Source organism: Murinocardiopsis flavida (assembly GCF_003014485.1).
Classification (GTDB): domain Bacteria; phylum Actinomycetota; class Actinomycetes; order Streptosporangiales; family Streptosporangiaceae; genus Murinocardiopsis; species Murinocardiopsis flavida.
In genome coordinates this window covers 24,351-44,872 of record NZ_PYGA01000035.1, presented here as the reverse complement: position 1 = coordinate 44,872, position 20,522 = coordinate 24,351, and the positions used below count along the sequence as shown (strand labels likewise).

The following is a 20,522-nucleotide window of genomic DNA, read 5'->3' as shown; positions in this document are numbered from 1 at the left end:
TTCGGGGCCCGCACGGCGGGCCCGCACGGCCTCTTATGGGGACTCGGTCCTGGACGACTGCACTATCCCAGCCGCGCGGGGACGGTTCAATACCGGATCGTGGCCGTATCAGGCCGTCCGCCGCGGTGCGGGGGCCCGGGCCCCCGCACCGCGGTGCTCAGCCGCGGAAGGCCGACCAGGTGCGGCCCATGCGCTCGGCCTGACCGGCGGTGAACTGGTTCAGGCACTTGTCGTCGCTGTAGTTCATGAAGTTGTGCACGGGGTCGGCGCCGGGGTCGTCCGGGCAGGTGTCGCGGCCTTCGGGGCACCCGGCGGCCTGCTCCCGCTCGGCCGGGGTGTCGTCGACGTAGTCGCCGGGGCTCGCGCAGCCGTTCTGGAACGTGTGGAAGAGGCCGAGCCAGTGCCCGGTCTCGTGCACCGCGGTGAACCCCAGGTCGAACTTTGCCCGGCCGCCGCCGGGGACCGAGCGGTAGTCGATGACGACGCCGTCGGTCTCGGGCGCGTCCTTGTAGTCCTGCGGGAAGGTCGACCGGCCCAGGATCCCCTGCCCCATGTCGGTGCTGTACAGGTTGAGGGTCTCCGCGCCGCCCTTGCGCAGCTCCCGCTTCGCGGCGTCCTCGTTGCCGGAGAAGTCGCGGAACCAGGTGTCGTCGACCGAGTGGGTGACGTCCTTCAGCGTGAACCGGAACCCGGTGTCGACGCCCTTGTAGCCGCCGCTGAACCCCTTGTTCATGACGTCGATCTGGCGTTTGACCACGGCGTCGCTGATCTTTCCCGTGCCGTCCTTCGCCGAGATGACGTGCATGACCACCGGGACCGTCTGCGGGTTCCGCGCGTCGGGCGCGCTCTGGGTGACGGTGGCGGCGTCGAGCATCCGGTCGAGCTCCGCCGCCTCCTCCGGGGTGATGGTGCTGGGATCGTGGACGCCCGGCGTGCCGAGCCGGGCGCCGCTGGCAGTGCCGCCATCAGTGGGCGGGCACTCGTTCGGTGCGGCGTGGACTGCGGGCCGCGCCGGGGCCGCCTCCGGCGGCGCCGCCAGCCCAGAGGCGAGGCCGGCCAGGGCGACCGCGCCGAACGCCAATCCCGACCACGTTCCGACATTGCGGGATACGCGGGTGTGCAGACGGTTAACCATAGCTACGGACTGTAGTGAGTTGATTGCGCATGGTCTCGTTCCGACTCGGTCGCATTGCGAGGTTTTTGCCACTTGGTGCCGTACGGGGCCCGGCGCCCGCGCGCCGGGCCCAGGCGCCGAGCCTAGGCGCCGCCGGTGGCCCAGGTCCGCAGTTTCCGGATCCGGTCGCGGATCTGCGCCTCGCTGGCCTGGGCGATGGGCGGCCCCCCGCAGGCGCGGCGCAGCTCGGTGTGGATCATGCCGTGCGGCTGGCCGGTGCGGTGGTGCCACGCGCCGACGAGTCCGTTCAGCTCCTTGCGGAGCTCGGCGACCCGCTCGTGGACCGCAGGGCCCTCTTCGACGGGCGCCTTGCGCTGGTTCGCCTTCTGGTCGGCCTTGCGCCTGCTCAGCAGGTGCGCGACCTGGTCGGGTTCGAGGAGCCCCGGCAGGCCGAGGAAGTCCTCCTCCTCGGGGGAGTCGGGGCTGCCGCCGCCGAACTCGCCGCCGTCGTAGAGCGCGCGGTCGAACTCCGCCGACGCCTCCATGGTCTCGAACGGCAGCACCTCGCCGACGTCGGGTGTGTCGCGCTTGCGGCGGGCCTCCTGGAGCAGGTCCTCCTCGGGGAACTCGCCCTCCTTGAGGGGGCGGTCGAGCGCGTGGTCGCGCTCGCGCTCCATCTCCCCCGCGTACTCCAGCAGGGTGGGCACCGACGGCAGGAACACCGACGCGAACTCGCCCCGGCGGCGCACCCGCACGAAGCGGCCGACGGCCTGGGCGAAGAACAGGGCGGTGCTGGTGGAGGTGGCGTAGACGCCCACCATCAGGCGCGGCACGTCGACCCCCTCGGAGACCATGCGCACCGCGACCATCCAGCGGTCGTCGGACTCGGTGAACTGCTTGATCTTCTTGGACGCCGTGGGGTCGTCGGACAGCACGACGGTGGCGCCCTTGCCGGTGATCTGCCGCAGGATGCGGGCGTAGGCGCGGGCGTTCTCGTGGTCGCTGGCGATGACGAGGCCGCCGGCGTCCGGTGTGGTGTTGCGGACCTCGGTGAGGCGGCGGTCGGCCGCGGCGAGGACCTTCTTGATCCAGTCGCCCTTGGGGTCGAGCGCGGCGCGCCACGCCTGCGCGAGGGCGTCCTGGGTGAGGGGTTCGCCGAGCCGGGCGGCGAGTTCGTCGCCCGCCTTGGTGCGCCAGCGCATCTCGCCGGAGTAGGCCATGAAGATGACGGGCCGCACCACGCCGTCGGCCAGCGCGGGGGCGTAGCCGTAGCTGTAGTCCCAGGAGCACCGCCGCACGCCGTTGTGGTCCTGGACGTAGTCGACGAACGGGATCGGGTTGACGTCGGACCGGAACGGGGTGCCCGTGAGCGAGAGCCGCCGCGCGGCGGGGTCGAACGCCTCGCGCACCGCCTCGCCCCACGACAGGGCGTCGCCGGCGTGGTGCACCTCGTCGAAGATGACCAGGGTGCGGCGCGCCTCGGTGCGGTTGCGGTGCAGCATGGGGTGCGCCGCGACCTGGGCGTAGGTGACGGCGACGCCGACGTAGTGCTGGGCCAGCGCCCCCTCGCCGTTCTTGTACTCGGGGTTGATGGCGATGCCGAACCGGGCTGCGGCGTCGGCCCACTGCTTCTTCAGGTGCTCGGTGGGGCAGACGATGGTGACCGCGCGGATGGTGTGGCGGGCCAGCAGCGCGGCGGCGAGGGTCAGCGCGAAGGTGGTCTTGCCCGCCCCCGGTGTGGCCACTGCGAGGAAGTCGCGCGGTTCGCGCCGGAAGTACTCCTCGTAGGCGTCGCGCTGCCATGTGCGCAGGCCGCGCAGGCGTTCGTCGGTTTCGGTGTACAGCAGTGTCATCCCCGGGGTCCCTGTGCTCTCACGAGGACGAGGGTATCGGCCCGTGCCGACGTCGGGCGTGCGCGCCCGGGGGGCGTGGCGCCCGGCGGCGCGCCGCCGGGCGGGGCCGCCCGCTCAGTCGGCGGGGGCGCCGGCGCCCCCGGTGTCGACGGCGCCGTCGTTGAACGGCATGTACGGGTCGGCCCACGGGAACACGACGAACCACAGCGCCCAGACCGCCGCCGCGACGAGTGCGAGGAACAACACCAACTTCACGAACCACGGGCCGGGCAGGATGCGCCAGATCAGGCCGTACACGGTCGCCTCACTCCCCCTTCTTCTCGGCCATGGCGCCCTCCTCGGGCGCCATGTCGGCGATGTTGTCGGGCATGCCCTTGTCCTTGGACCGGGTCTCGGCGAGTTCGGCGTGCACGATGTAGCGGTGCGCGTTCTGCAACTTGGGGTGGCAGGTGGTGAGGGTGAGCATCGCCTTGTCGGCGGTCTTGCGCTGCGCCTTGTCGAAGGGGTCGGCGCCGTCGGCGAACGGGTCGGGGGCCACCACCCGCATCTGGTCGGGCGTGATGACCTCGTCCTCGACCACCTTGTAGGTGTAGAAGTTCTCGGCGTCCTCGAGGACGATGTCGTCTCCGTCGCGCAACCGGTCGAGGTCCCAGAAGATGCCGGGGGTGCGGTGCCCCGCCACGGAGTAGTTGCCCTTCTGCCCGGCGTCGGCGGTGTAGGGGTAGTGGCCGGGGCTGTACTTGATGTCCTCCTGCTCCACCCCGTTCACGACGACCCAGTCGAGGTCGAGGCTCGGGATGTACATGCGGCTGTTCGCCGACCCCGGCAGCGGCTTGGAGTCGGGGCCCTTCTCCCACTGGCTCTCCAGGCCCTTGGCGAGCTGGTCCTGCTCCTTGTCGGTCTCGAACTGCTTGCCGTAGACCTGGAACGCGGCGAACAGCAGCATGACCAGGCCGGCGGTGAACATCAGCTCGCCGATGGTGCGGAAGACACCGCGCACCACGTCGCCCGCTGTGGTGGGTGCGCGCCGCGACGGGCCGCGGCGCCGCCCGCCCCGGGCGCGCCCGCCGCGCCGCCGGCCCCCGCGATGCGAACGGCGCTCGGACGTGGAAACCATGTGACCTACCTGTATCGCGGCCGCTGCGCGGCCCGCCGCACGGGGTGCGGCGCGCGGTCGGCTCGCGGCCGTTGGAGGTACCCCGGCCTGCGTGGTCGCACGCCACCGCGGGGCAGGGACTAGGACGTGGGGATCGGCTGCCGGTGTCCCGGGATCAGGACATCATCTCCTCGTAGATCTTCTTGCACTCGGGGCACACCGGGAACTTCTTGGGGTCGCGGTTGGGCACCCAGACCTTGCCGCACAGGGCGATGACAGGGTCGCCGGAGACGGCACTCGCGGTGATCTTGTCCTTCTGCACGTAATGGGCGAACCGCTCGCGGTCGCCGTCGTCGTGCGAGATGTCGGGCCGGGTGTCGCTGTCCGGCAGCACCTTGTTGACGATTACCTGATCCATGGGCATCGGCTCGCTCACTCCTCCTGTGTCTGCTCACACGTTAGCCGCAGCACGGGCATGCCTAATTCAACGTGGGGTCGTCGGGAAACGTCGCCAACAGCGCGAGTTCGCCGCCCTGCCTGCGCAGCACCTGCGCCCACAGCCCGCCGGGCTCGTCGCAGAACACGTCGTCGGGGGTCGCGGACAGCACGTACCACGCGCCCTCCTCGATCTCGTCGCCGAGCTGGCCGGCGCTCCACCCCGCGTAGCCCGCGAAGACGCGCAGCCGGCCGAGCGCGTCGCCCAGGAGCTCCGGCGGGGTGTCGAGGTCGATGGTGCCGAGGCCGCCCACCTGCGAGGACTCCGCCACGTTCGCCAGGGGCCGCCAGCCCAGCGGCGCGGACTCGGCGCCGGGGACGCCCAGTGCGAGCCCGGAGCCGGCGCCCACCGGCCCGCCCGAGAACATGACCGAGGGAGAGCTGGTGTAGCCGCCCCATTCGGCGAGGACGTCGGAGACCGGGAGGTCGGAGGGCCGGTTGACGATCACTCCGATGGAGCCTTCGGAGGTGTCGTCGTCGATCATGAAGACGACCGATCGCCGAAAGTTGGGGTCTTCCAGCAAGGGCGTGGCCACCAGCAGGTGACCGGTCAGACTCCGCTGGTCCATGCCCACCCCATACCCTGAACGGCTTCGTCCGGCACCTGGCCGAGGGCACCTCCGGATGCCCATGAGGGTAGCGACCGCCCGCGGTCGGCGCGAGCCGGCCGACGTCCGCTAGCGGCCAGGCGCCCCGCTCTTGGTGGCGGCCTTGCGGACCGCCTCGGCGACCCTCTGCGACAGTCCGGAATGGAAGACGCTGGGGATGATGTAGTGCGGCCCGCGCTCGTCGTCGCTCACGACGTCGGCGAGCGCCTCGGCGGCGGCCACCATCATGTCGGAGTCGACGTTGTGGCTCTGCGCGTCGAGCAGGCCGCGGAAGAACCCGGGGAACACCAGGACGTTGTTGATCTGGTTCGGGTAGTCGCTGCGCCCGGTGGCGACCACCGAGGCGTGCAGGTGGGCGATCTCGGGGTCGATCTCCGGGTCGGGGTTGGCCAGCGCGAAGATGATCGACCCGTCGTTCATCTCGGCGATGTCGTCGCCGGTGAGCAGGTTCGGCGCCGAGACGCCGATGAACACGTCGGCGCCGCGCACCGCGCCCTTGAGGTCGCCCCGGTAGCCCACCTGGTTGGTGTTCTCGGCGATCCAGGAGAGGTTGGCGTCGAGGTCGGGGCGGTCCTTGTACACGGCGCCGTGCACGTCGCACACCACGATGTCCTTGGCCCCCGCGTGCATGAGGAGCTTCAGGATGGCGGTCCCCGCCGCGCCGGCCCCGGACATGGCGACGCGGACCTCGCTGAGGTCCTTCTCGACCACGCGCAGGGCGTTGCGCAGCGCGGCGAGAACGACGATCGCCGTGCCGTGCTGGTCGTCGTGGAACACCGGGATGTCGAGGAGCTCGCGCAGCCGCGCCTCGACCTCGAAGCAGCGGGGCGCGGAGATGTCCTCCAGGTTGATGCCGCCGAACCCGGGGGCGATGACCTGGACGGTGCGGACGATCTCGTCGACGTCCTGGGTGTCGAGGGCGATGGGCCAGGCGTCGATGTCGGCGAAGCGTTTGAACAGCGCGGCCTTGCCCTCCATGACGGGCATGGACGCTTCGGGGCCGATGTTGCCGAGGCCGAGCACCGCGGAGCCGTCGGTGACGACGGCCACGCTGTTGCGCTTGATGGTGAGCCGGCGGGCGTCCTCGCGGTTGGCGGCGATGGCGGAGGACACGCGCGCGACACCGGGGGTGTAGGCCATGGAGAGCTCGTCGCGGTTGCGCAGCGGCACCTTCGACTTGATCTCGATCTTGCCGCCGAGGTGCATGAGGAAGGTGCGGTCGCTGACCTTGTGCACGGTGACGCCCTCGATGGCGCCGAGTGCGTCGACGATGGCCTGCGCGTGGTCGGTGTCGCGCGCGGCGCACGTGGCGTCGATGCGGATCTTCTCGTGCCCGGCCGATGTGACGTCGAGCGCCGTGATGACGCCGCCCACATGTTCGACGGCGTTCGTCAGGCTGCTGACCGTGCCGCCGCCACCGTCCAGTTCCAGGCGGACGGTGATCGAGTAGGAAACACTGGGAAGGCTGGCCACGCTCTGCTCCTCAATTCACGGCTGCTCCGCACGGATGCACTCGTAATGGTGCCATTGCCACGACGTGACCTGCACCCGGATCGGACGTGATTCGGGGCGGGGCGCATGTTCGGTTCTGGTGCGGCCGGATCGGGACGCGCGCCCGGACGGCGCGGGCCGTGCGGCGGGCACCGCCGGGCCTGCACCGGGGACGTGCGTCGTGCGGTCAGGCGCCCGCGCGTTCGCGGGCGAGTCGTACCACGATATCCACGCAGCTCTCCACCGCGATCGCGGTGGAGTCGACAACGAGGTGGTAGTGCCGCGGGCTGGCGGCGTCGGCGCGGTAGAACCGGCGGACGTAGGCCGACCGGGCGCGGTCGTTGTCGTCGAGTTCGCGCATTGTGGGCTCGCGCCACTCGTCGGCCGGCGGCGCACCCCAGGCGAGGGCCTCCCTGCTCGCGCCCTCGCGCATGGCGATCGCGCGGCTCAGCCGTTGCTCCTTGGGTCCGTCGAGGCGGACGTGCAGCGCGCGGTCGTCCTCGGCGAGGACGAGGGCCGCCGCGCGGCCGAGGACGACCCCGCCGTCGGCGGCGACCTTGCCGATGACCCGCTCGGTGTTCTCGACGAACTCCTGGTCGTAGAGCAGCCGCCCGTCGCCGTCGGTCGCACCGATGAAGGTGGTGTCGACGCTGCCCATGGTGACGCTGGGCAGGCGGGCCGCGCTCGCCAGCAGCCGGTCGAAGCCCGTGGGGGCGCGGTCGTCGTGTTCGAGTACGTCCTCCAGCGAGCAGCCGATGTCGCGGGCCACCTCACCGGGGATGGCGCGGTCGAGGAAGGGCACGCCGAGTCGTTCGGCAACGGCGGGGCCGATCACGCTGCCCCCCGAACCAAAGGTCGCGGAGATCGTCACCACGTAGTTCATCGGTTCACCGCCTGCCGGTCGCGGACCGCCGTCCTGTCGCGGACCGTGTTCTGCCGATGCGTCGGGACCGCACCGCCGGGAGAACACCGTTCGGGGGTGGTCCTACCCTGCGAACGCCCGAATATGACGCCGTGACCGGCCGGGCCGCACCCGGCGCCGCCGGACGCGCGCGGCACCGGCGGTGCCGCGGGGCGGGGCGGGCCGCGGCGGGCCCGCCCCGCGCGCCGTCGCTAGAACAGCGCCGAGGTGAGGCCCCTGCGGGCCTTGGCGATGCGGGGGTCGCCCGCCGGGAGCAGGTCGAACAGCGACAGCAGGTGCGTACGGGCCTTGTCGCGGTCGTCGTCGCGGGTGCGGCGCACCGTGGCGATGAGCCGCTCGAAGGCCGCGTCGAACATCCCGCCGTACATGTCGACGTCGGCGGCCGCCAACTGGGCCGCGACGTCGTCGGGCGCGGCGTCGGCCGACGCGCGGGCGGCGTCGGGGTCGAGCGACCGCACCCGGTCGACAAGGCGGACCTGGGCGAGCCCGAGCTTGGCGGATTCGTCGGCGGGGTCGGCCTCCAGCGCCTTGGCGAACGCGGCCTCGGCTGCGGCGATGTCGCCGCGCCGCATGGCCTCCTCGGCCTCGGACTGGACGGGGTCGGGCGCCTCGCCGGCCTGCTGCTCCTCCGCCGCCTCGCCGGGCGCCCCCAGCCCGGTGTAGTCCTGCGGGAGTACGCCTTGCTGGCGGAGGGCGTCGAAGACCTGCTGGAGCCACTCGCGCAGCTGCTCCTCGGTCGCCGGGCCGGTGGGGCCGGGCACGACCTGGCCCCCGATGACCATCGCGACCATGGGCACGCCGGGCGCCTGGAGCGCCTGGGCGAGCTGCGGGCTCGCCTGGACGTCGATCTTCGCGACCAGCCACTGGCCGCCCGCGGCGATGGCCAGCCGGTCGAGGGCGCTCTCGACCTGCGCCGACTGCTCGGAGCGGGCTTGCAGCAGGGCGATGACGACCGGCGCCCTCGTGGATCCCTCCAGGACCTCGGCCTGGAAGTTCTCTTCGGTGACGTCGACGGAATAGGGGTTGGCGGTGCCGGAGCTCTGCTCGGCCTGCCGCTTGGCGTCGCGCTCCAGGGCCGCCTTACGGGCCCCGAGGTCGACCGCGCTATGCATGGAGAAGTCCGAAGGCTGCATGCCTCCATCCTGCCGTATCGCAGGCACCGTCGAGGAACCGGCGGGCGAGCCCGGACGGGTTCCCGCGGCGCTGCCGGGCCGGGTGAAGCGCGCCGCGCTCCGCGCCGCCGCCGGGCGCGCCGGGGCGGCCCCGGACGCACCGGCGGCTCCGGTCAGAAGCGGGGGACCTCCGTGTAGGTGCCGTACTCCTCGCCCATGGTGTGGCAGATCTCGCCGAGGGTGGCCTCGGCGCGCGCGGCGTCCATGATCACCGGGATGAGGTTGCCCCCGGCGGGGTCTCGGACCGCGCGCAGCAGGGCGTCGAGCGCCGCTGTGACCGCGGCGTCGTCGCGGGCCGCGCGGCGCTCGGTGAGGACGCGGTTCTGCTCGCGCTCGACCTCGTGGCTGATCCGCAGGATCTCCAGTTCGCCGGAGACGGTCGAGGTGTGGCAGTTCATCCCGACGATGCGCTTGTCGCCCTTCTCCAGCGCCTGCTGGTACTGGAAGGCGGACTCGGCGATCTCGGAGCTGAACCAGCCGTTGTCGATGCCGGCGAGGATGCCCGACGTCATGGGGCCGATGGCGTGCTCGGCCGCTGCGCCGCCGCCCATGTGCAGGATCTTCTCGAAGATCCGCTCGGCATCGGCCTCGATCTGGTCGGTGAGGGCCTCGACGTAGTAGGAGCCGCCGAGGGGGTCGGCGACGTTACCGACGCCGGTCTCCTCCATCAGGACCTGCTGGGTGCGCAGCGCGATCTCGGCGGACTGCTCGGTGGGCAGCGCCAGGGTCTCGTCGAGCGCGTTGGTGTGCAGCGAGTTGGTGCCGCCGAGGACGGCGGACAGCGCCTCGGTGGCGGTGCGCACCACGTTGTTGTAGGGCTGCTGGGCCGTGAGGGAGACGCCGGCGGTCTGGGTGTGGAAGCGCAGCCACTGGGCCTTGGGGCTGGTGGCGCCGAAGTGGTCGCGCATCCACCGCGCCCAGATGCGGCGGGCCGCGCGGAACTTCGCGATCTCCTCGAAGAAGTCGACGTGCGCGTCGAAGAAGAACGACAGGCCGGGCGCGAAGGTGTCGACGTCGAGCCCGCGCGAAAGCCCCAGCTCCACGTAGCCGAAGCCGTCGGCGAGGGTGAACGCGAGCTCCTGGGCGGCCGTGGCCCCTGCCTCGCGGATGTGGTACCCGGAGACCGACAGCGGCTTGAACGCGGGGATCTCGGCGGTGGTGTACTCCATGAGGTCGCCGATGAGTCGCAGGTGCGGCTCCGGCGGGTACAGCCACTCCTTCTGCGCGATGTACTCCTTGAAGATGTCGGTCTGCAAGGTGCCGTTGAGGATCGCCGGGTCGACGCCCTGGCGCTCGGCCGCGACCAGGTACATGCAGAACATCGGGACGGCGGGGCCGCTGATGGTCATCGAGGTGCTGATGTCGCCGAGCGGGATGCCGTCGAACAGGACGTCCATGTCGGCCGCCGAGTCGATGGCGACGCCGCAGTGCCCGACCTCGCCCAAGGAGTGGGGGTCGTCGGAGTCGCGCCCCATGAGCGTGGGCATGTCGAAGGCGACGGAGAGCCCGCCGCCGCCCGAGGCGAGGATCATCTTGTAGCGCTCGTTGGTCTGCACGGCGTTGCCGAATCCGGCGAACTGCCGGATGGTCCAGGACCGGCCGCGGTATCCGGTGGGGTACAGGCCGCGGGTGTAGGGGTACTCCCCCGGCCACCCGATGCGCTCGAACCCGGGCTGGTCGGCGCCCTCGGGCGGGCCGTAGACCGGGGCGACCTCGCGACCGGACAGCGTGCTGAAGTCGGCGTCGCGCGTGCGGGCGGAGTCGTAGCGTGCCTGCCAGCGGGCGCGCCCCTCCTCGATGATCGGGTCCATGCCCTAATAGTAGGACGTCCAACTAATTGTGCATAGGGCACCGCCCGCGGGGGCGCGGCGCGGCTCAGTCGGCCGCCGCTCCGGAGGGCGTGCCGGGGAAGTCGCCGAAGCCCACGCGCAGCTCCTTGAACAGCTCGTGGATGTGCCACAGCTCGTCCTCGCCGTAGCAGTCGAGGCCGAAGTCCATGGCGAGCAGGTCGACGGTCGCGCCTTCGACCACGCGGCGGCCGGGCTCGGTGATCTCGGCGAGGATCCCCCTGCCGTCGCTGGGGTTGGGCGTGCGCCGCACGAACCCCTGGCGTTCGAGCCGGTCGATGGAGTTCGTGACGCTGGTGGGGTGCACCATGAGCCGCTCGCCGATCTTGCCGAGCGGCAGGGCCCCCGTGGCGCTGAAGGTCAGCAGGACCAGGGCCTCGTAGCGCGCGAAGGTCAGCGCGTGCGGCTTGAGCGTCGCGTCGAGCCGGCCGATGAGGATCTGCTGCGCACGCATGATCGAGGTGACGGCCGCCATGGCAGGCGAAGGACCCCACCGGCGCGTCCAGTTGTCGTGCGCGCGCTCGATGGGGTCGAACGGAAGACTGAGCGGGTTTCCCACACCGTCACCCTAGCGGCGACACGGGTCGCCCCGAAAAGCGATCCCGAAATCCCTGTCAAGAGATTCGCGGTGGCCGACTTCGGTCAGCGGAGCCGGCCGCGCCGAACAGACCGGCACCAGCCCAGCTCAGCACCTGACCGCCACGGAACGCCGCCATGATCACGCAACGCAACCACCCCTGTACCGTTGACCGCTCGAAATCTATTAGTTAAGTTTCCTAAAAATTAAGGCCCGAGGGTTTCCCGTGACACCGGTCCCTCCGGCCGCCCCTCCCCCGACAACGCACCGCATCGCACTCCCACTGACCGGCACCCGTGTGCACCCCGGACCAGAGAGAGAAGACACCGCACGATGCAGATCCCCCGATCCCGGATCGGCCCCGCGGCCGTCATCGGCGCACTGCTGCTCATCCCCCTCAGCCTCAGCCCCCTCACCGCCCCCGCTGCGGCCGACGACAGCGGGGAGGTGACGGTGACGGCCACCGAGCAGTCCCGCTGGTCCGGCGGCTTCCAGACCGAGGTCACCATCACCAACGGCACCGGCGCCCCGTTGAAGGACTGGGCCATCGAGTTCGGTCTGCCCGACGGCGCCAAGGTCCACGAGATGTGGAACGCCTCCCTGGAGCGGGACGGCGGCGGCTACTCGGCGACCCCTCCCCGCTGGGGCGCCGCCGTCCCCGCGGGCAAGAGCTACACGTTCGGCTACACCGGCACCCTCGCCAAGGGCGGCCCCGCGAGCACTCCGGTCTACTGCACCGTCAACGGCGCGCCCTGCGCCGGTTCCGGCTCCGGCGAGGAGTACCGCCAGGTCGGCTACTTCACCCAATGGGGTGTCGCCGACCGCGGGTACACCGTCAAGGACCTGGCCGACACCGGGAACGCCGGCCGGCTCACCCACCTCAACTACGCCTTCGCCAACACCGGCGAGAACGGCGAGTGCTTCGTCTCCGACGAGGACGGCAAGGGCGACGCGGCGTCCGACTACGGGCGCGCCTACAGCGCCTCCGAGAGCGTCGACGGCCGCGCCGACAAGGCCGACCAGCCCCTGCGCGGGACCTTCAACCAGCTGCGCAAGCTCAAGCGCGCGAACCCCGGCATGAAGGTGTCCATCGCCATCGGCGGCTGGGAGTGGTCGGACTACCTGTCCAACGCCGCGCTCCCGGAGAACCGCGAGCGCTCCGTGAAGTCCTGCATCGACCTGTACCTGCGCGGGAACCTGCCCGAGATGAACGGGGCCGGCGGGCCGGGCAGCGCCGCCGGCGTCTTCGACGGCATCGACCTCGACTGGGAGTGGCCGGGCACCGAAGGCGAGCCGGGCAACGTGATCCGCCCGGAGGACAAGGAGAACTACACCGCCTGGGTCCAGGAGTTCCGCCGCCAACTCGACGCGCTGGAGGAGGAGAAGGGCCGCGACTACGGGCTGACCGCGTTCGTCCCCGCCTCCGAGGCCGCGATCGACGCCGGATACGAGGTCGACGCGCTGGTCGAGGAGTTCGACTTCCTGAACGTCCAGGGCTACGACCTCGCCGGCGCCTGGAACCCCGCCACCGGCCACCAGTCGAACCTGGTCAAGCCCGATCACCCCGACGCGCCCGAGCGCAGCCTCGAGACCGTCGTGCAGGCCTACCTCGACCGCGGGGCCGAACCGGAGGACCTGGTCCTCGGCATGCCGTTCTACGGCCGCGGCTGGACCGGTGTCGAGCCGGGGGCGAACGGCGACGGGCTGTACGGCGCGGCCAAGGGCGCGGCGCCCGGCGTCCACGAGCCGGGGTTCAACGACTACAAGGTGCTCAAGGAGCGCGTCGGGAAAGACGGCTTCACCGTGCACCGCGACGACCGGGCGGGCACCGCCTGGCTCTACAACGGCACCGAGTTCTGGAACTTCGACGACCCGAAGGCCATCGGCCTGAAGGCCGCCTGGGCCAGGGAGAAGGGGCTGGCCGGCGCCATGTCGTGGTCGCTCGACGGCGACGACGCCGACGGCAGCCTCTACGGCGCCATCGACCGGGAGCTGAACGGCCGGTAGGCCGTCGGGACCACCCGGCACAGACCGGGATCAGGTGAGAGTCCCCCCGGGCCTCCTGATCCCAACCGGCGGCGGTTCGGTGCGGCGAACCGCCGCCGGTCCATGTCCACGTTCAGGCAAAGAGCCACCGCGGCCCACCCGGATCCCCGGGCTCTGGCGCGAAGCACCACGGTCCGGTCGGGGCACCAGGGCCCGGGCACAGGCCCGGTGCCGTGCGGGGGATCGGGTCCCGCGGGATCGTTCCAGGTGACCGTGTGCGGCGGTCGTCGGAGCCGTCCCTAGCCCTGCTGTTCTGAGCCCTGCTGTTCCGAGAGGGCCGCGAGGAGGGCGTCGGCGGCGGCGTAGGGGTCGCTACGGCCGGCGACGACGGCGTCGGCCAGTTCGTCCAGGTCGGCGTGGCCGCCGATGCCGCCGATGCGGTCCTGGAGCGCCCGCAGCGCGATCGCCTCGACCTCGGCGCGCGCCCGGGCGCGCCTGCGGCGGTCGAGCTCGCCCGAGGCGCGCAGGTGCGCGTCGTGCTCGTCCAGGCGGTCGAGCAGCTCCTCGACGCCCTCGGACTTCGCGGCGACGGTGCTGACGATCGGCGGGCGCCACGCGTCGGGTCCGCGGTCGGCCTGCGCGGTCATCTGCCGCAGCTCCCGGACGGTGACGTGCGCGCCGTCGCGGTCGGCCTTGTTGACCACGAAGATGTCGGCGACCTCCAGCACCCCCGCCTTGGCGGCCTGCACACTGTCGCCCATGCCGGGCGCGACGAGGACGAGCGTGGTGTCGGCGTGCCCGGCGACGTCGACCTCGGCCTGGCCCACGCCGACGGTCTCGACCAGGATCACATCGAACCCCCCGGCGTCGAGCACCCGCAGCGCGTGCGGGGTCGCCCACGAGAGCCCGCCGAGGTGCCCGCGGCTGGCCATGGAGCGGATGAACACGCCGCCGTCGAGGGCGTGCTCCTGCATCCGGATCCGGTCGCCGAGCAGGGCGCCGCCGCTGAACGGCGACGACGGGTCGACGGCGAGGACGGCGACGGTCCGCCCGCGGGCGCGCAGCGCGGCGACGAGCGCGTTGCTGGAGGTGGACTTGCCGACCCCCGGCGAACCGGTGAGCCCCACGATCCGGGCCCGGCCCGTGCCGGGGGCGAGCCCGGCCATGATGGGGCGCAGCTCGGCGGCGGCGTTCTCCACAAGCGAGATGGCGCGCGCGATGGCGCGCACGTCGCCGTTGCGGACACGCTCGACGAGCGCGGGAACCTCCATGGGACTCCTCAGCGGTGCGGCCGGCCGCTCGGGTCCGGTGGACCGCCGCGGCCGGTATCGGGATCGGGCGTCAATGCCGACCGACGCGACCAGCCGGTCGGGGCGGCGGGACCGCCGCGGCCGGTGTCGGGAACGGTCATCGCTGGCCGGTGCGGCCGTCGGTCTGCTCGCGCAGGATGTCGGCGTGGCCGGCGTGCCGCCCCGTCTCCTCGATCATGTGGACCATGATCCAGCGCAGCGACACCCGGCCGAGCTCGGCCTCGGGCACGGTGTGGTCGAGGCCGAACTCGGCGGCGGAGGCGCGCGAGTCGGCGCAGGCGGCGCGGTAGGCGTCGGCGAGCGAGTCGAGCGTGGCTTCGGGGGGAACCTCCCAGGTGGTGTCGCCCTTGCTGAAGTCGAGCCCGAACTCCTCGCGCGTGCGGCCGTGCAGCGTCATCTGGAACCACCGGCGCTCCACGATCTCGAGGTGCACGAGCATCCCCGCGAGCGTGGTGTCGGACGGCACGAGGGCGCGCCGCGCGTCGGCGTCCGACAGCCCGGTGGCCTTCGCCAGCACCGCTTCGCGCAGGTAGTCGAGGAACGACTCCAGCACCTCCCGCTCACCGGCCGCGGCCGCCTGGACCGCCCGCAACTCGGCGCGCTCCAGGCCCTGCTCCGCCCCGCTCACTCCCCCGCCACCGACAGCAGCAGGGCGTCGCCCTGGCCGCCGCCGCCGCACAGCGCGGCGGCGCCCAGACCGCCGCCGCGGCGGCGCAGCTCGTAGACGAGGTGCAGGGCGATCCGGGCGCCCGAGGCCCCGATGGGGTGGCCCAGCGCGATGGCGCCGCCGTCGACGTTGACGATGTCCTCGCTGACGCCGAGGTCGCGCACCGACTGCACGGCCACGCTCGCGAACGCCTCGTTGATCTCGATGAGGTCCAGGTCGGCCACCTGGCGCCCGGCCTTGCCGAGGGCGTGGCCGATTGCGTTGGAGGGCTGGGACTGGAGGGAGTTGTCGGGTCCGGCGACGTTGCCGTGCGCGCCGATCTCGGCGAGGACCTCGCAGCCCAGCTCCTCGGCCTTCGCGCGGCTCATCACGACGACGGCGCACGCGCCGTCGGAGATCTGCGAGGACGACCCCGCGGTGATGGTGCCGTCGGCGGAGAACGCCGGGCGCAGCCCGCCGAGGCCCTCGGCGGTGGTGTCGGGCCGCACCCCTTCGTCGGCGGTGAACAGCCGCGGTTCGCCCTTGCGCTGCGGGATGGCGACGGGCACGATCTCGGCGTCGAACCGGCCGTCCTTCTGCGCGGCGGCGGCCCGCTGGTGGGAGCGCGCGGCGAAGGCGTCCTGCTCGGCGCGGCCGATGCCGAGCCGGGTGTTGTGCCGCTCGGTGGAGGCGCCCATCGACTCCTCGTCGAACGCGTCGGTGAGGCCGTCGTGCGCGGTGGAGTCGAGCACCTCGATGGAGCCGTACTTGTACCCGTGCCGGGACTTCGGCAGCAGGTGCGGGGCGTTGGTCATGGACTCCATGCCGCCGGCCACGACGACGTCGAACTCGCCGGCGGCGATGAGCTGGTCGGCGAGCGCGATGGCGTCGAGCCCCGAAAGGCACACCTTGTTGATGGTCAGCGACGGCACGTGCATGGGAATGCCGGCCTTGACGGCGGCCTGGCGGGACGGGATCTGCCCCTGCCCGGCCTGGAGGACCTGGCCTAGGACGACGTAGTCGACGTCGCCGCCGCTGATTCCGGCGCGCTGGAGCGCCTCCTTGACGGCGGCGGCGCCCAGGTCGACGGCGCCGAAGCCGGAGAGCGACCCGAGCAGGCGGCCGATGGGGGTCCGAGCCCCGCTGACGATGACGGAACCGGGCATTGTGCTGGCCTCCGGTGGTGCTGGGGGCGGGTGCTCCGCCCCGGCGCTGGCGTGCCGCTCCGCCGCGCATGCGCCGCACGCGCGGCGCTCGCGTCGGTCTGCCACCATTCATACACGGCGTCACCCGAACCGTAGGAGGTCCGCCCCTTGTTCAGCCGAATCGATCACGTGGGGATCGCGTGCCGCGATCTCGACGCCACCGCGGAGTTCTACCGTCGCACGTACGGTTTCGAGGTGGCGCACGAAGAGGTCAACGAGCAGCAGGGCGTACGCGAGGCGATGCTCCGCGTCAACGGCACCGACGACGGCCACGCGACGTGCCTGCAACTGCTCGAACCCACCCGCCCCGACTCCCCGGTGGCGAAGTTCCTGGACAGCAGGGGCGAGGGCGTGCACCACATCGCGTTCGGCACCGGTGACGTCGCCGCCGCGGCGGCCGCGGTGGGCCATACGGGTGTGCGCGTGCTCGACGCCGAACCGCGGCAGGGGACGAGCGGGTCGCGCATCGTGTTCCTGCACCCCAAGGACTGCGGGGGCGTGCTGACCGAGCTGGTCGAGGCGGCCGTTTCCGCGGTGCCCGGCGGCGCGGGCGCGCACCAGTCGGTCAAGAATGTGTAACTGAACCGTCACATTGGGCGTTATCGCACGTCCGCAGGCTCACAGAACGGAATCGGCTCCCTCATTTCTCACAAACCCCCTTACGGGTGGAGTGGAGCTTGATAAAGTCTGCTAGCCATGGGACTGATGTCCTGGCACGATCCCTGTTCCTCGCCGGTGCAGGCCCACAAGTTCCGGGTTGGTCATGAATCACGCGTGATCCGCGCAGCAGAACCGGCCGACCAGCGGTCCCCTCCGAGCAGGATGAGTCGTTATCACCACGCGAGGTGGAGCCCGCGCAGTACCCTCCTCAAGCCGGGAGCTGCCATCGGATCGAAACGTGAGAAGTGGATTCAGCCGGACGCCTCGGCGCCCGTGCCCGCCCCGAAACAAACATCTGTACGTATTGTAGCCGTCTCGAAACCCGTTCAGGATTCCGCCACATGTCGTCCGATATTGACGCCCAGCTCAGCAACTTCTTCGAGGAAAGCAGTCAACCCACCGAGTTCGACGTGGTGTTGCGCGGCTACGACCGGCACCAGGTCGACAACTACGTGAAGCAGCAGGCCAGCGAGTTGCAGCGCGCGAAGGAGGAGGGCCAGAAGAACCACTCTGAGCTCTCCAACGCCCGCCAGCAGCTCGAGGAGCAGGAGCGCCCCACCTACTCCGGCCTCGGTGCCCGCATCGAGCAGCTCCTGCGCCTCGCCGAGGAGCAGGCCACCGAACTGGTCCAGGCCGCCCGCGCCGAGGCCAACGACCTCAAGGCCGCCGCGAAGATCGAGGCCGCCGAGATGCGGGCCGCGGCCGAGAACGAGGCGACCGACCTCCGCACGGTCGCCCAGCGCGAAGCCGACGAGTCCCGCGCCTCCGCCGAGGCCGACTCCGAGGAGATCCGCACCACGGCGCGTCGCGAGTCCGACGAGCTGACCTCCACCACAGAGCGCGAGGTGCAGAAGAAGCGTTCCGCGGTCGATCACGAGATCGCCGAGAAGCGCGCCACCTTCGAGGGTGAGATCAACAAGCTGCGCACCACCACCGAGCGGGAGTGCGCACAGGCCCGCGCCTCCGCCAAGCGTGAGCGCGACGAAACCCTCCAGGCCGCCAAGCGCCAGGCCGACGAAATGCGCGCGCAGGCGCAGCGCAGCATGGAGGAGTCCGAGGCCAAGCGGGCCCAGGACGAAGCCGAGTTCGACATCCAACTGGCCAGCCGCCGCGAGGAGGCGGAGCGCCAGGACGCCGAGCGCCTCGCCGCCGCACAGGCCGCCACCCAGAAGCTCGTCTCCGAGGCCGAGGAGCGGGCCGCCAGCGCCGAGCACCGCGCCACCAAGGCCAGCTCGCAGGCCGAGCAGACCCGGCGCGACGCCGAGCAGCACGCCAAGACGGTCGTCGCCAACGCCAAGAAGAACGCCGAGCAGGTCGGCGCCGAGGCGCGGGCGAAGTCCGAGCACCTGGTGGGCGACGCCAAGTCCGAGGCCGACCGCATCATGACCGCGGCGCAGCAGCAGGTCGACGAGCTCAACCGGCAGCGCGACAGCATCCAGTCGCACCTCCAGCAGCTCCGCCAGCTCCTGGGCGGCGGCGGCGAGTTCGCCGGCGGTCCCGCCCCGGTCGCGGCGGCCCCCGCCGCCGAGGAGCCGGCCGCCATCGAGGCCAAGGCGCCCAAGGCCCAGCAGCAGCAGGCCAAGGGCGGCGGTGGCGGCGGCAAGCAGCCGGTCAGCGCCAAGTCCGGAAAGGGCGCCGACGACGAAGACTGGTGGCAGGAGTAGCAGCGCCCGCCCCCCGTATACGCATCAGGCCCGGCCCCTCGAAAGGGGCCGGGCCTGATGCGTGTGCCGCGCCGGATGATGTGTGCGGGGAGGTGTGCCGCGGCGGTACCCGAGGGCACCGCCGCGGCACCGTGCGGTCAGTGGGCGCCGGCTCCGGTGATGGAGCGGACCTCCAGTACCGCGTGCTTCTCCTCGTCGTGCTCCTTCGACATCAGTGTGCCGACGACAGCGCAGAGGAACCCGAACGGGATGGAGACGAGGCCGGGGTTCTCCAGCGGGAACCAGGCGAAGTCGACGCCTGCCGTGAACAGCGACAGGCTGTCGCCGGTGGCGGGGTCGACCTTGCCGGACACCACCGGTGAGAAGAACACCAGCCCGACGGCGGCGATGAGGCCGCCGTAGATGCCGGCGACGGCACCCGCCGTGTTGAAGCGCCGCCAGAACAGGCTGAGCAGCAGCGCGGGCAGGTTCGCGGACGCCGCGACGGCGAACGCCAGCGCCACCAGGAAGGCGACGTTGAGGCTCTGCGCGAACACGGCGAGCACGATCGAGACCGCGCCGATGCCGAGCGCGGAGAAGCGGGCGACCCGCACCTCCTGCTGCTCCGACGCCTGCCCCTTGCGCACGACGTTGGCGTAGAAGTCGTGCGCGAGGGAGGACGACGACGCCAGGGTGAGCCCGGCGACCACGGCGAGGATCGTCGCGAACGCGACCGAGGCGATGAACGCGAGCATCACCGCGCCGAGGGTGTCGCCGCCGAGCAGACCGCCGATCGCCTGGGCGAGCTGCGGCGCCGCCGTGTTGCCTGCCGCGTCCTGGGTCTTGATGGCGTCGCTGCCGACGATCGCCGCCGCGCCGAACCCGAGGACCAGGGTCAGCAGGTAGAACGTGCCGATGAGCGCGATGGCCCAGTTGACCGAGGTGCGCGCCGCCTTGGCAGTGGGCACGGTGTAGAAGCGGATGAGGATGTGCGGCAGGCCGGCCGTGCCCAGCACCAGTGCGACACCGAGGCTGACCAGGTCGAGCTTGCTCCAGAGGGTGGCGAGGGCGTCGTCGGACTCCACGCCGTAGCGCAGGCCGGGCTCAAGGAACGCGCCGCCCTGCCCGCTGCGCTGCGACGCGTCGGCGAGGAGCTCGCCGAAGTTGAAGCCGTAGTGGGCGAGCACCAGCACCGTGAGGAGCCCGGCACCGGCCATCAGCAGCACGGCCTTGACGATCTGCACCCAGGTGGTGCCCTTCATCCCGCCGAAGGTGACGTAGACGATCATCAGGATGCCGACCAGCACGATCGTCGCCATCTTGGCCTGCTCGGCGGTCAGCCCGAGGAACGTCTCGTCGGGCTGGATGCCGAGGAGCAGCGCGATGAGCGCACCGGCCCCGACCATCTGGGCGAGCAGGTAGAAGATCGACACCGTGATGGTGGAGAACGCCGCGGCGGTGCGCACCGGGCGCTGGCGCATCCGGTAGGACACCACGTCGGCCATGGTGAACCGGCCCGAGTTGCGCAGCAGCTCGGCGACCAGCAGCAGCGCCACCAGCCACGCCACCAGGAATCCGATGGAGTACAGGAAGCCGTCGTAGCCGTAGAGCGCGATGATGCCGGCGATGCCGAGGAAGGACGCCGCCGACATGTAGTCGCCGCCGATGGCGAGGCCGTTCTGCACGCCGGAGAAGCCGCGTCCCCCGGCGTAGAAGTCGGTGGCCGTCTTGGTGCGGCGGCTGGCCCAGATGGTGATCCCGAGTGTGGCCGCCACCAGCACCAGGAACAGCGACATCGTGATGATCGGGTTGCCGTTTGTGGGGGCGGCTTCGGCTGCGAGATTCATGCGCCCCTGCCCTTCTCGTCGTCGGCGCGGGGGGCACTGCTGTCGGTTGG

Annotated in this window: 18 protein-coding genes; 3 read left to right on the top strand and 15 right to left on the bottom strand. The window is 71.6% G+C overall.

The window, feature by feature from the left end; genetic code table 11:
* Window positions 1-157: 157 nt before the first annotated feature.
* The 11 genes from CLV63_RS30790 to CLV63_RS30740 all read right to left on the bottom strand — a co-directional run bounded on the left by CLV63_RS30790 (window position 158) and on the right by CLV63_RS30740 (window position 11,157).
* A complete protein-coding gene (locus CLV63_RS30790; protein ID WP_106586763.1) occupies window positions 158-1,135 on the bottom strand; it encodes a zinc metalloprotease in 978 nt (325 codons plus the stop codon).
* 122 nt (window positions 1,136-1,257) lie between these two features.
* Window positions 1,258-2,967 carry a DEAD/DEAH box helicase gene (locus CLV63_RS30785; protein WP_106586762.1) on the bottom strand — a complete coding sequence of 570 codons (1,710 nt, stop codon included), beginning with the start codon at window positions 2,965-2,967 and terminating at the stop codon, window positions 1,258-1,260.
* A 114-nt stretch (window positions 2,968-3,081) separates the two neighbouring features.
* Window positions 3,082-3,264, bottom strand: coding sequence for a hypothetical protein (locus tag CLV63_RS30780; RefSeq protein ID WP_106586761.1), 183 nt, complete (start codon window positions 3,262-3,264; stop codon window positions 3,082-3,084).
* A gap of 7 nt (window positions 3,265-3,271) precedes the next feature.
* Window positions 3,272-4,084 carry a class E sortase gene (locus CLV63_RS30775; protein WP_106586760.1) on the bottom strand — a complete coding sequence of 271 codons (813 nt, stop codon included), beginning with the start codon at window positions 4,082-4,084 and terminating at the stop codon, window positions 3,272-3,274.
* A gap of 154 nt (window positions 4,085-4,238) precedes the next feature.
* Window positions 4,239-4,487 carry a DUF3039 domain-containing protein gene (locus CLV63_RS30770; RefSeq protein WP_106586759.1) on the bottom strand — a complete coding sequence of 83 codons (249 nt, stop codon included), beginning with the start codon at window positions 4,485-4,487 and terminating at the stop codon, window positions 4,239-4,241.
* 55 nt (window positions 4,488-4,542) lie between these two features.
* The gene (locus CLV63_RS30765) at window positions 4,543-5,127 is read right to left on the bottom strand and encodes a YqgE/AlgH family protein (protein WP_106586758.1); all 585 of its coding nucleotides are present in this window, start codon (window positions 5,125-5,127) and stop codon (window positions 4,543-4,545) included.
* A 108-nt stretch (window positions 5,128-5,235) separates the two neighbouring features.
* On the bottom strand, window positions 5,236-6,639 hold the full coding sequence (locus CLV63_RS30760; protein ID WP_106586757.1) for an NAD-dependent malic enzyme: 1,404 nt from the start codon (window positions 6,637-6,639) through the stop codon (window positions 5,236-5,238).
* A gap of 205 nt (window positions 6,640-6,844) precedes the next feature.
* Window positions 6,845-7,540 carry a cytidylate kinase-like family protein gene (locus tag CLV63_RS30755; protein WP_106586756.1) on the bottom strand — a complete coding sequence of 232 codons (696 nt, stop codon included), beginning with the start codon at window positions 7,538-7,540 and terminating at the stop codon, window positions 6,845-6,847.
* 230 nt (window positions 7,541-7,770) lie between these two features.
* A complete protein-coding gene (locus CLV63_RS30750; RefSeq protein WP_106586755.1) occupies window positions 7,771-8,712 on the bottom strand; it encodes a tetratricopeptide repeat protein in 942 nt (313 codons plus the stop codon).
* Window positions 8,713-8,864: 152 nt separating this feature from the next.
* Window positions 8,865-10,562: an acyl-CoA mutase large subunit family protein gene (locus tag CLV63_RS30745; RefSeq protein ID WP_106586754.1), complete on the bottom strand. Its 1,698-nt coding sequence runs from the start codon at window positions 10,560-10,562 to the stop codon at window positions 8,865-8,867.
* 64 nt (window positions 10,563-10,626) lie between these two features.
* Entirely contained in the window at window positions 10,627-11,157 is a 531-nt protein-coding gene (locus tag CLV63_RS30740) for a MarR family winged helix-turn-helix transcriptional regulator (RefSeq protein ID WP_106586753.1), read from the bottom strand.
* A gap of 351 nt (window positions 11,158-11,508) precedes the next feature.
* Between CLV63_RS30740 and CLV63_RS30735 the strand changes: the two genes are divergently transcribed.
* Window positions 11,509-13,182 (top strand): glycosyl hydrolase family 18 protein, encoded by a 1,674-nt coding sequence (locus tag CLV63_RS30735; protein WP_106586752.1) that lies wholly within the window; start codon window positions 11,509-11,511, stop codon window positions 13,180-13,182.
* 278 nt (window positions 13,183-13,460) lie between these two features.
* Here the strand turns inward: CLV63_RS30735 and meaB are convergent, their stop codons facing one another.
* From meaB to CLV63_RS30720, 3 genes are all read right to left on the bottom strand, one after another.
* Window positions 13,461-14,432 (bottom strand): methylmalonyl Co-A mutase-associated GTPase MeaB, encoded by a 972-nt coding sequence (gene meaB, locus CLV63_RS30730; RefSeq protein ID WP_106586751.1) that lies wholly within the window; start codon window positions 14,430-14,432, stop codon window positions 13,461-13,463.
* A gap of 136 nt (window positions 14,433-14,568) precedes the next feature.
* Entirely contained in the window at window positions 14,569-15,099 is a 531-nt protein-coding gene (locus tag CLV63_RS30725) for a DinB family protein (RefSeq protein WP_245929221.1), read from the bottom strand.
* Window positions 15,096-16,283 carry an acetyl-CoA C-acetyltransferase gene (locus CLV63_RS30720; RefSeq protein WP_106586750.1) on the bottom strand — a complete coding sequence of 396 codons (1,188 nt, stop codon included), beginning with the start codon at window positions 16,281-16,283 and terminating at the stop codon, window positions 15,096-15,098. The genes CLV63_RS30725 and CLV63_RS30720 overlap by 4 nt, the downstream gene beginning before the upstream one ends.
* A gap of 147 nt (window positions 16,284-16,430) precedes the next feature.
* Here CLV63_RS30720 and mce point away from each other — a divergent pair, with 147 nt between their 5' ends.
* Both mce and CLV63_RS30710 read left to right on the top strand, forming a co-directional pair.
* Entirely contained in the window at window positions 16,431-16,901 is a 471-nt protein-coding gene (gene mce, locus CLV63_RS30715) for a methylmalonyl-CoA epimerase (RefSeq protein WP_106586749.1), read from the top strand.
* 422 nt (window positions 16,902-17,323) lie between these two features.
* Window positions 17,324-18,646 carry a DivIVA domain-containing protein gene (locus tag CLV63_RS30710; RefSeq protein WP_106586748.1) on the top strand — a complete coding sequence of 441 codons (1,323 nt, stop codon included), beginning with the start codon at window positions 17,324-17,326 and terminating at the stop codon, window positions 18,644-18,646.
* A gap of 137 nt (window positions 18,647-18,783) precedes the next feature.
* Here CLV63_RS30710 and CLV63_RS30705 read toward each other — a convergent pair whose 3' ends face one another.
* Window positions 18,784-20,472, bottom strand: coding sequence for a solute symporter family protein (locus CLV63_RS30705; RefSeq protein ID WP_106586747.1), 1,689 nt, complete (start codon window positions 20,470-20,472; stop codon window positions 18,784-18,786).
* Window positions 20,473-20,522: the final 50 nt, after the last annotated feature.

Coding starts and splice junctions, on each gene's coding strand:
- CLV63_RS30785 (WP_106586762.1), bottom strand. CDS start 2,967: ATGACACTGCTGTACACCGAAACCGACGAACGCCTGCGCGGCCTGCGC.
- CLV63_RS30745 (WP_106586754.1), bottom strand. CDS start 10,562: ATGGACCCGATCATCGAGGAGGGGCGCGCCCGCTGGCAGGCACGCTAC.
- CLV63_RS30710 (WP_106586748.1), top strand. CDS start 17,324: ATGTCGTCCGATATTGACGCCCAGCTCAGCAACTTCTTCGAGGAAAGC.
- meaB (WP_106586751.1), bottom strand. CDS start 14,432: ATGGAGGTTCCCGCGCTCGTCGAGCGTGTCCGCAACGGCGACGTGCGC.
- CLV63_RS30765 (WP_106586758.1), bottom strand. CDS start 5,127: ATGGACCAGCGGAGTCTGACCGGTCACCTGCTGGTGGCCACGCCCTTG.
- CLV63_RS30770 (WP_106586759.1), bottom strand. CDS start 4,487: ATGCCCATGGATCAGGTAATCGTCAACAAGGTGCTGCCGGACAGCGAC.
- CLV63_RS30735 (WP_106586752.1), top strand. CDS start 11,509: ATGCAGATCCCCCGATCCCGGATCGGCCCCGCGGCCGTCATCGGCGCA.
- CLV63_RS30775 (WP_106586760.1), bottom strand. CDS start 4,084: ATGGTTTCCACGTCCGAGCGCCGTTCGCATCGCGGGGGCCGGCGGCGC.
- CLV63_RS30790 (WP_106586763.1), bottom strand. CDS start 1,135: ATGGTTAACCGTCTGCACACCCGCGTATCCCGCAATGTCGGAACGTGG.
- CLV63_RS30750 (WP_106586755.1), bottom strand. CDS start 8,712: ATGCAGCCTTCGGACTTCTCCATGCATAGCGCGGTCGACCTCGGGGCC.
- CLV63_RS30705 (WP_106586747.1), bottom strand. CDS start 20,472: ATGAATCTCGCAGCCGAAGCCGCCCCCACAAACGGCAACCCGATCATC.
- CLV63_RS30720 (WP_106586750.1), bottom strand. CDS start 16,283: ATGCCCGGTTCCGTCATCGTCAGCGGGGCTCGGACCCCCATCGGCCGC.
- CLV63_RS30755 (WP_106586756.1), bottom strand. CDS start 7,540: ATGAACTACGTGGTGACGATCTCCGCGACCTTTGGTTCGGGGGGCAGC.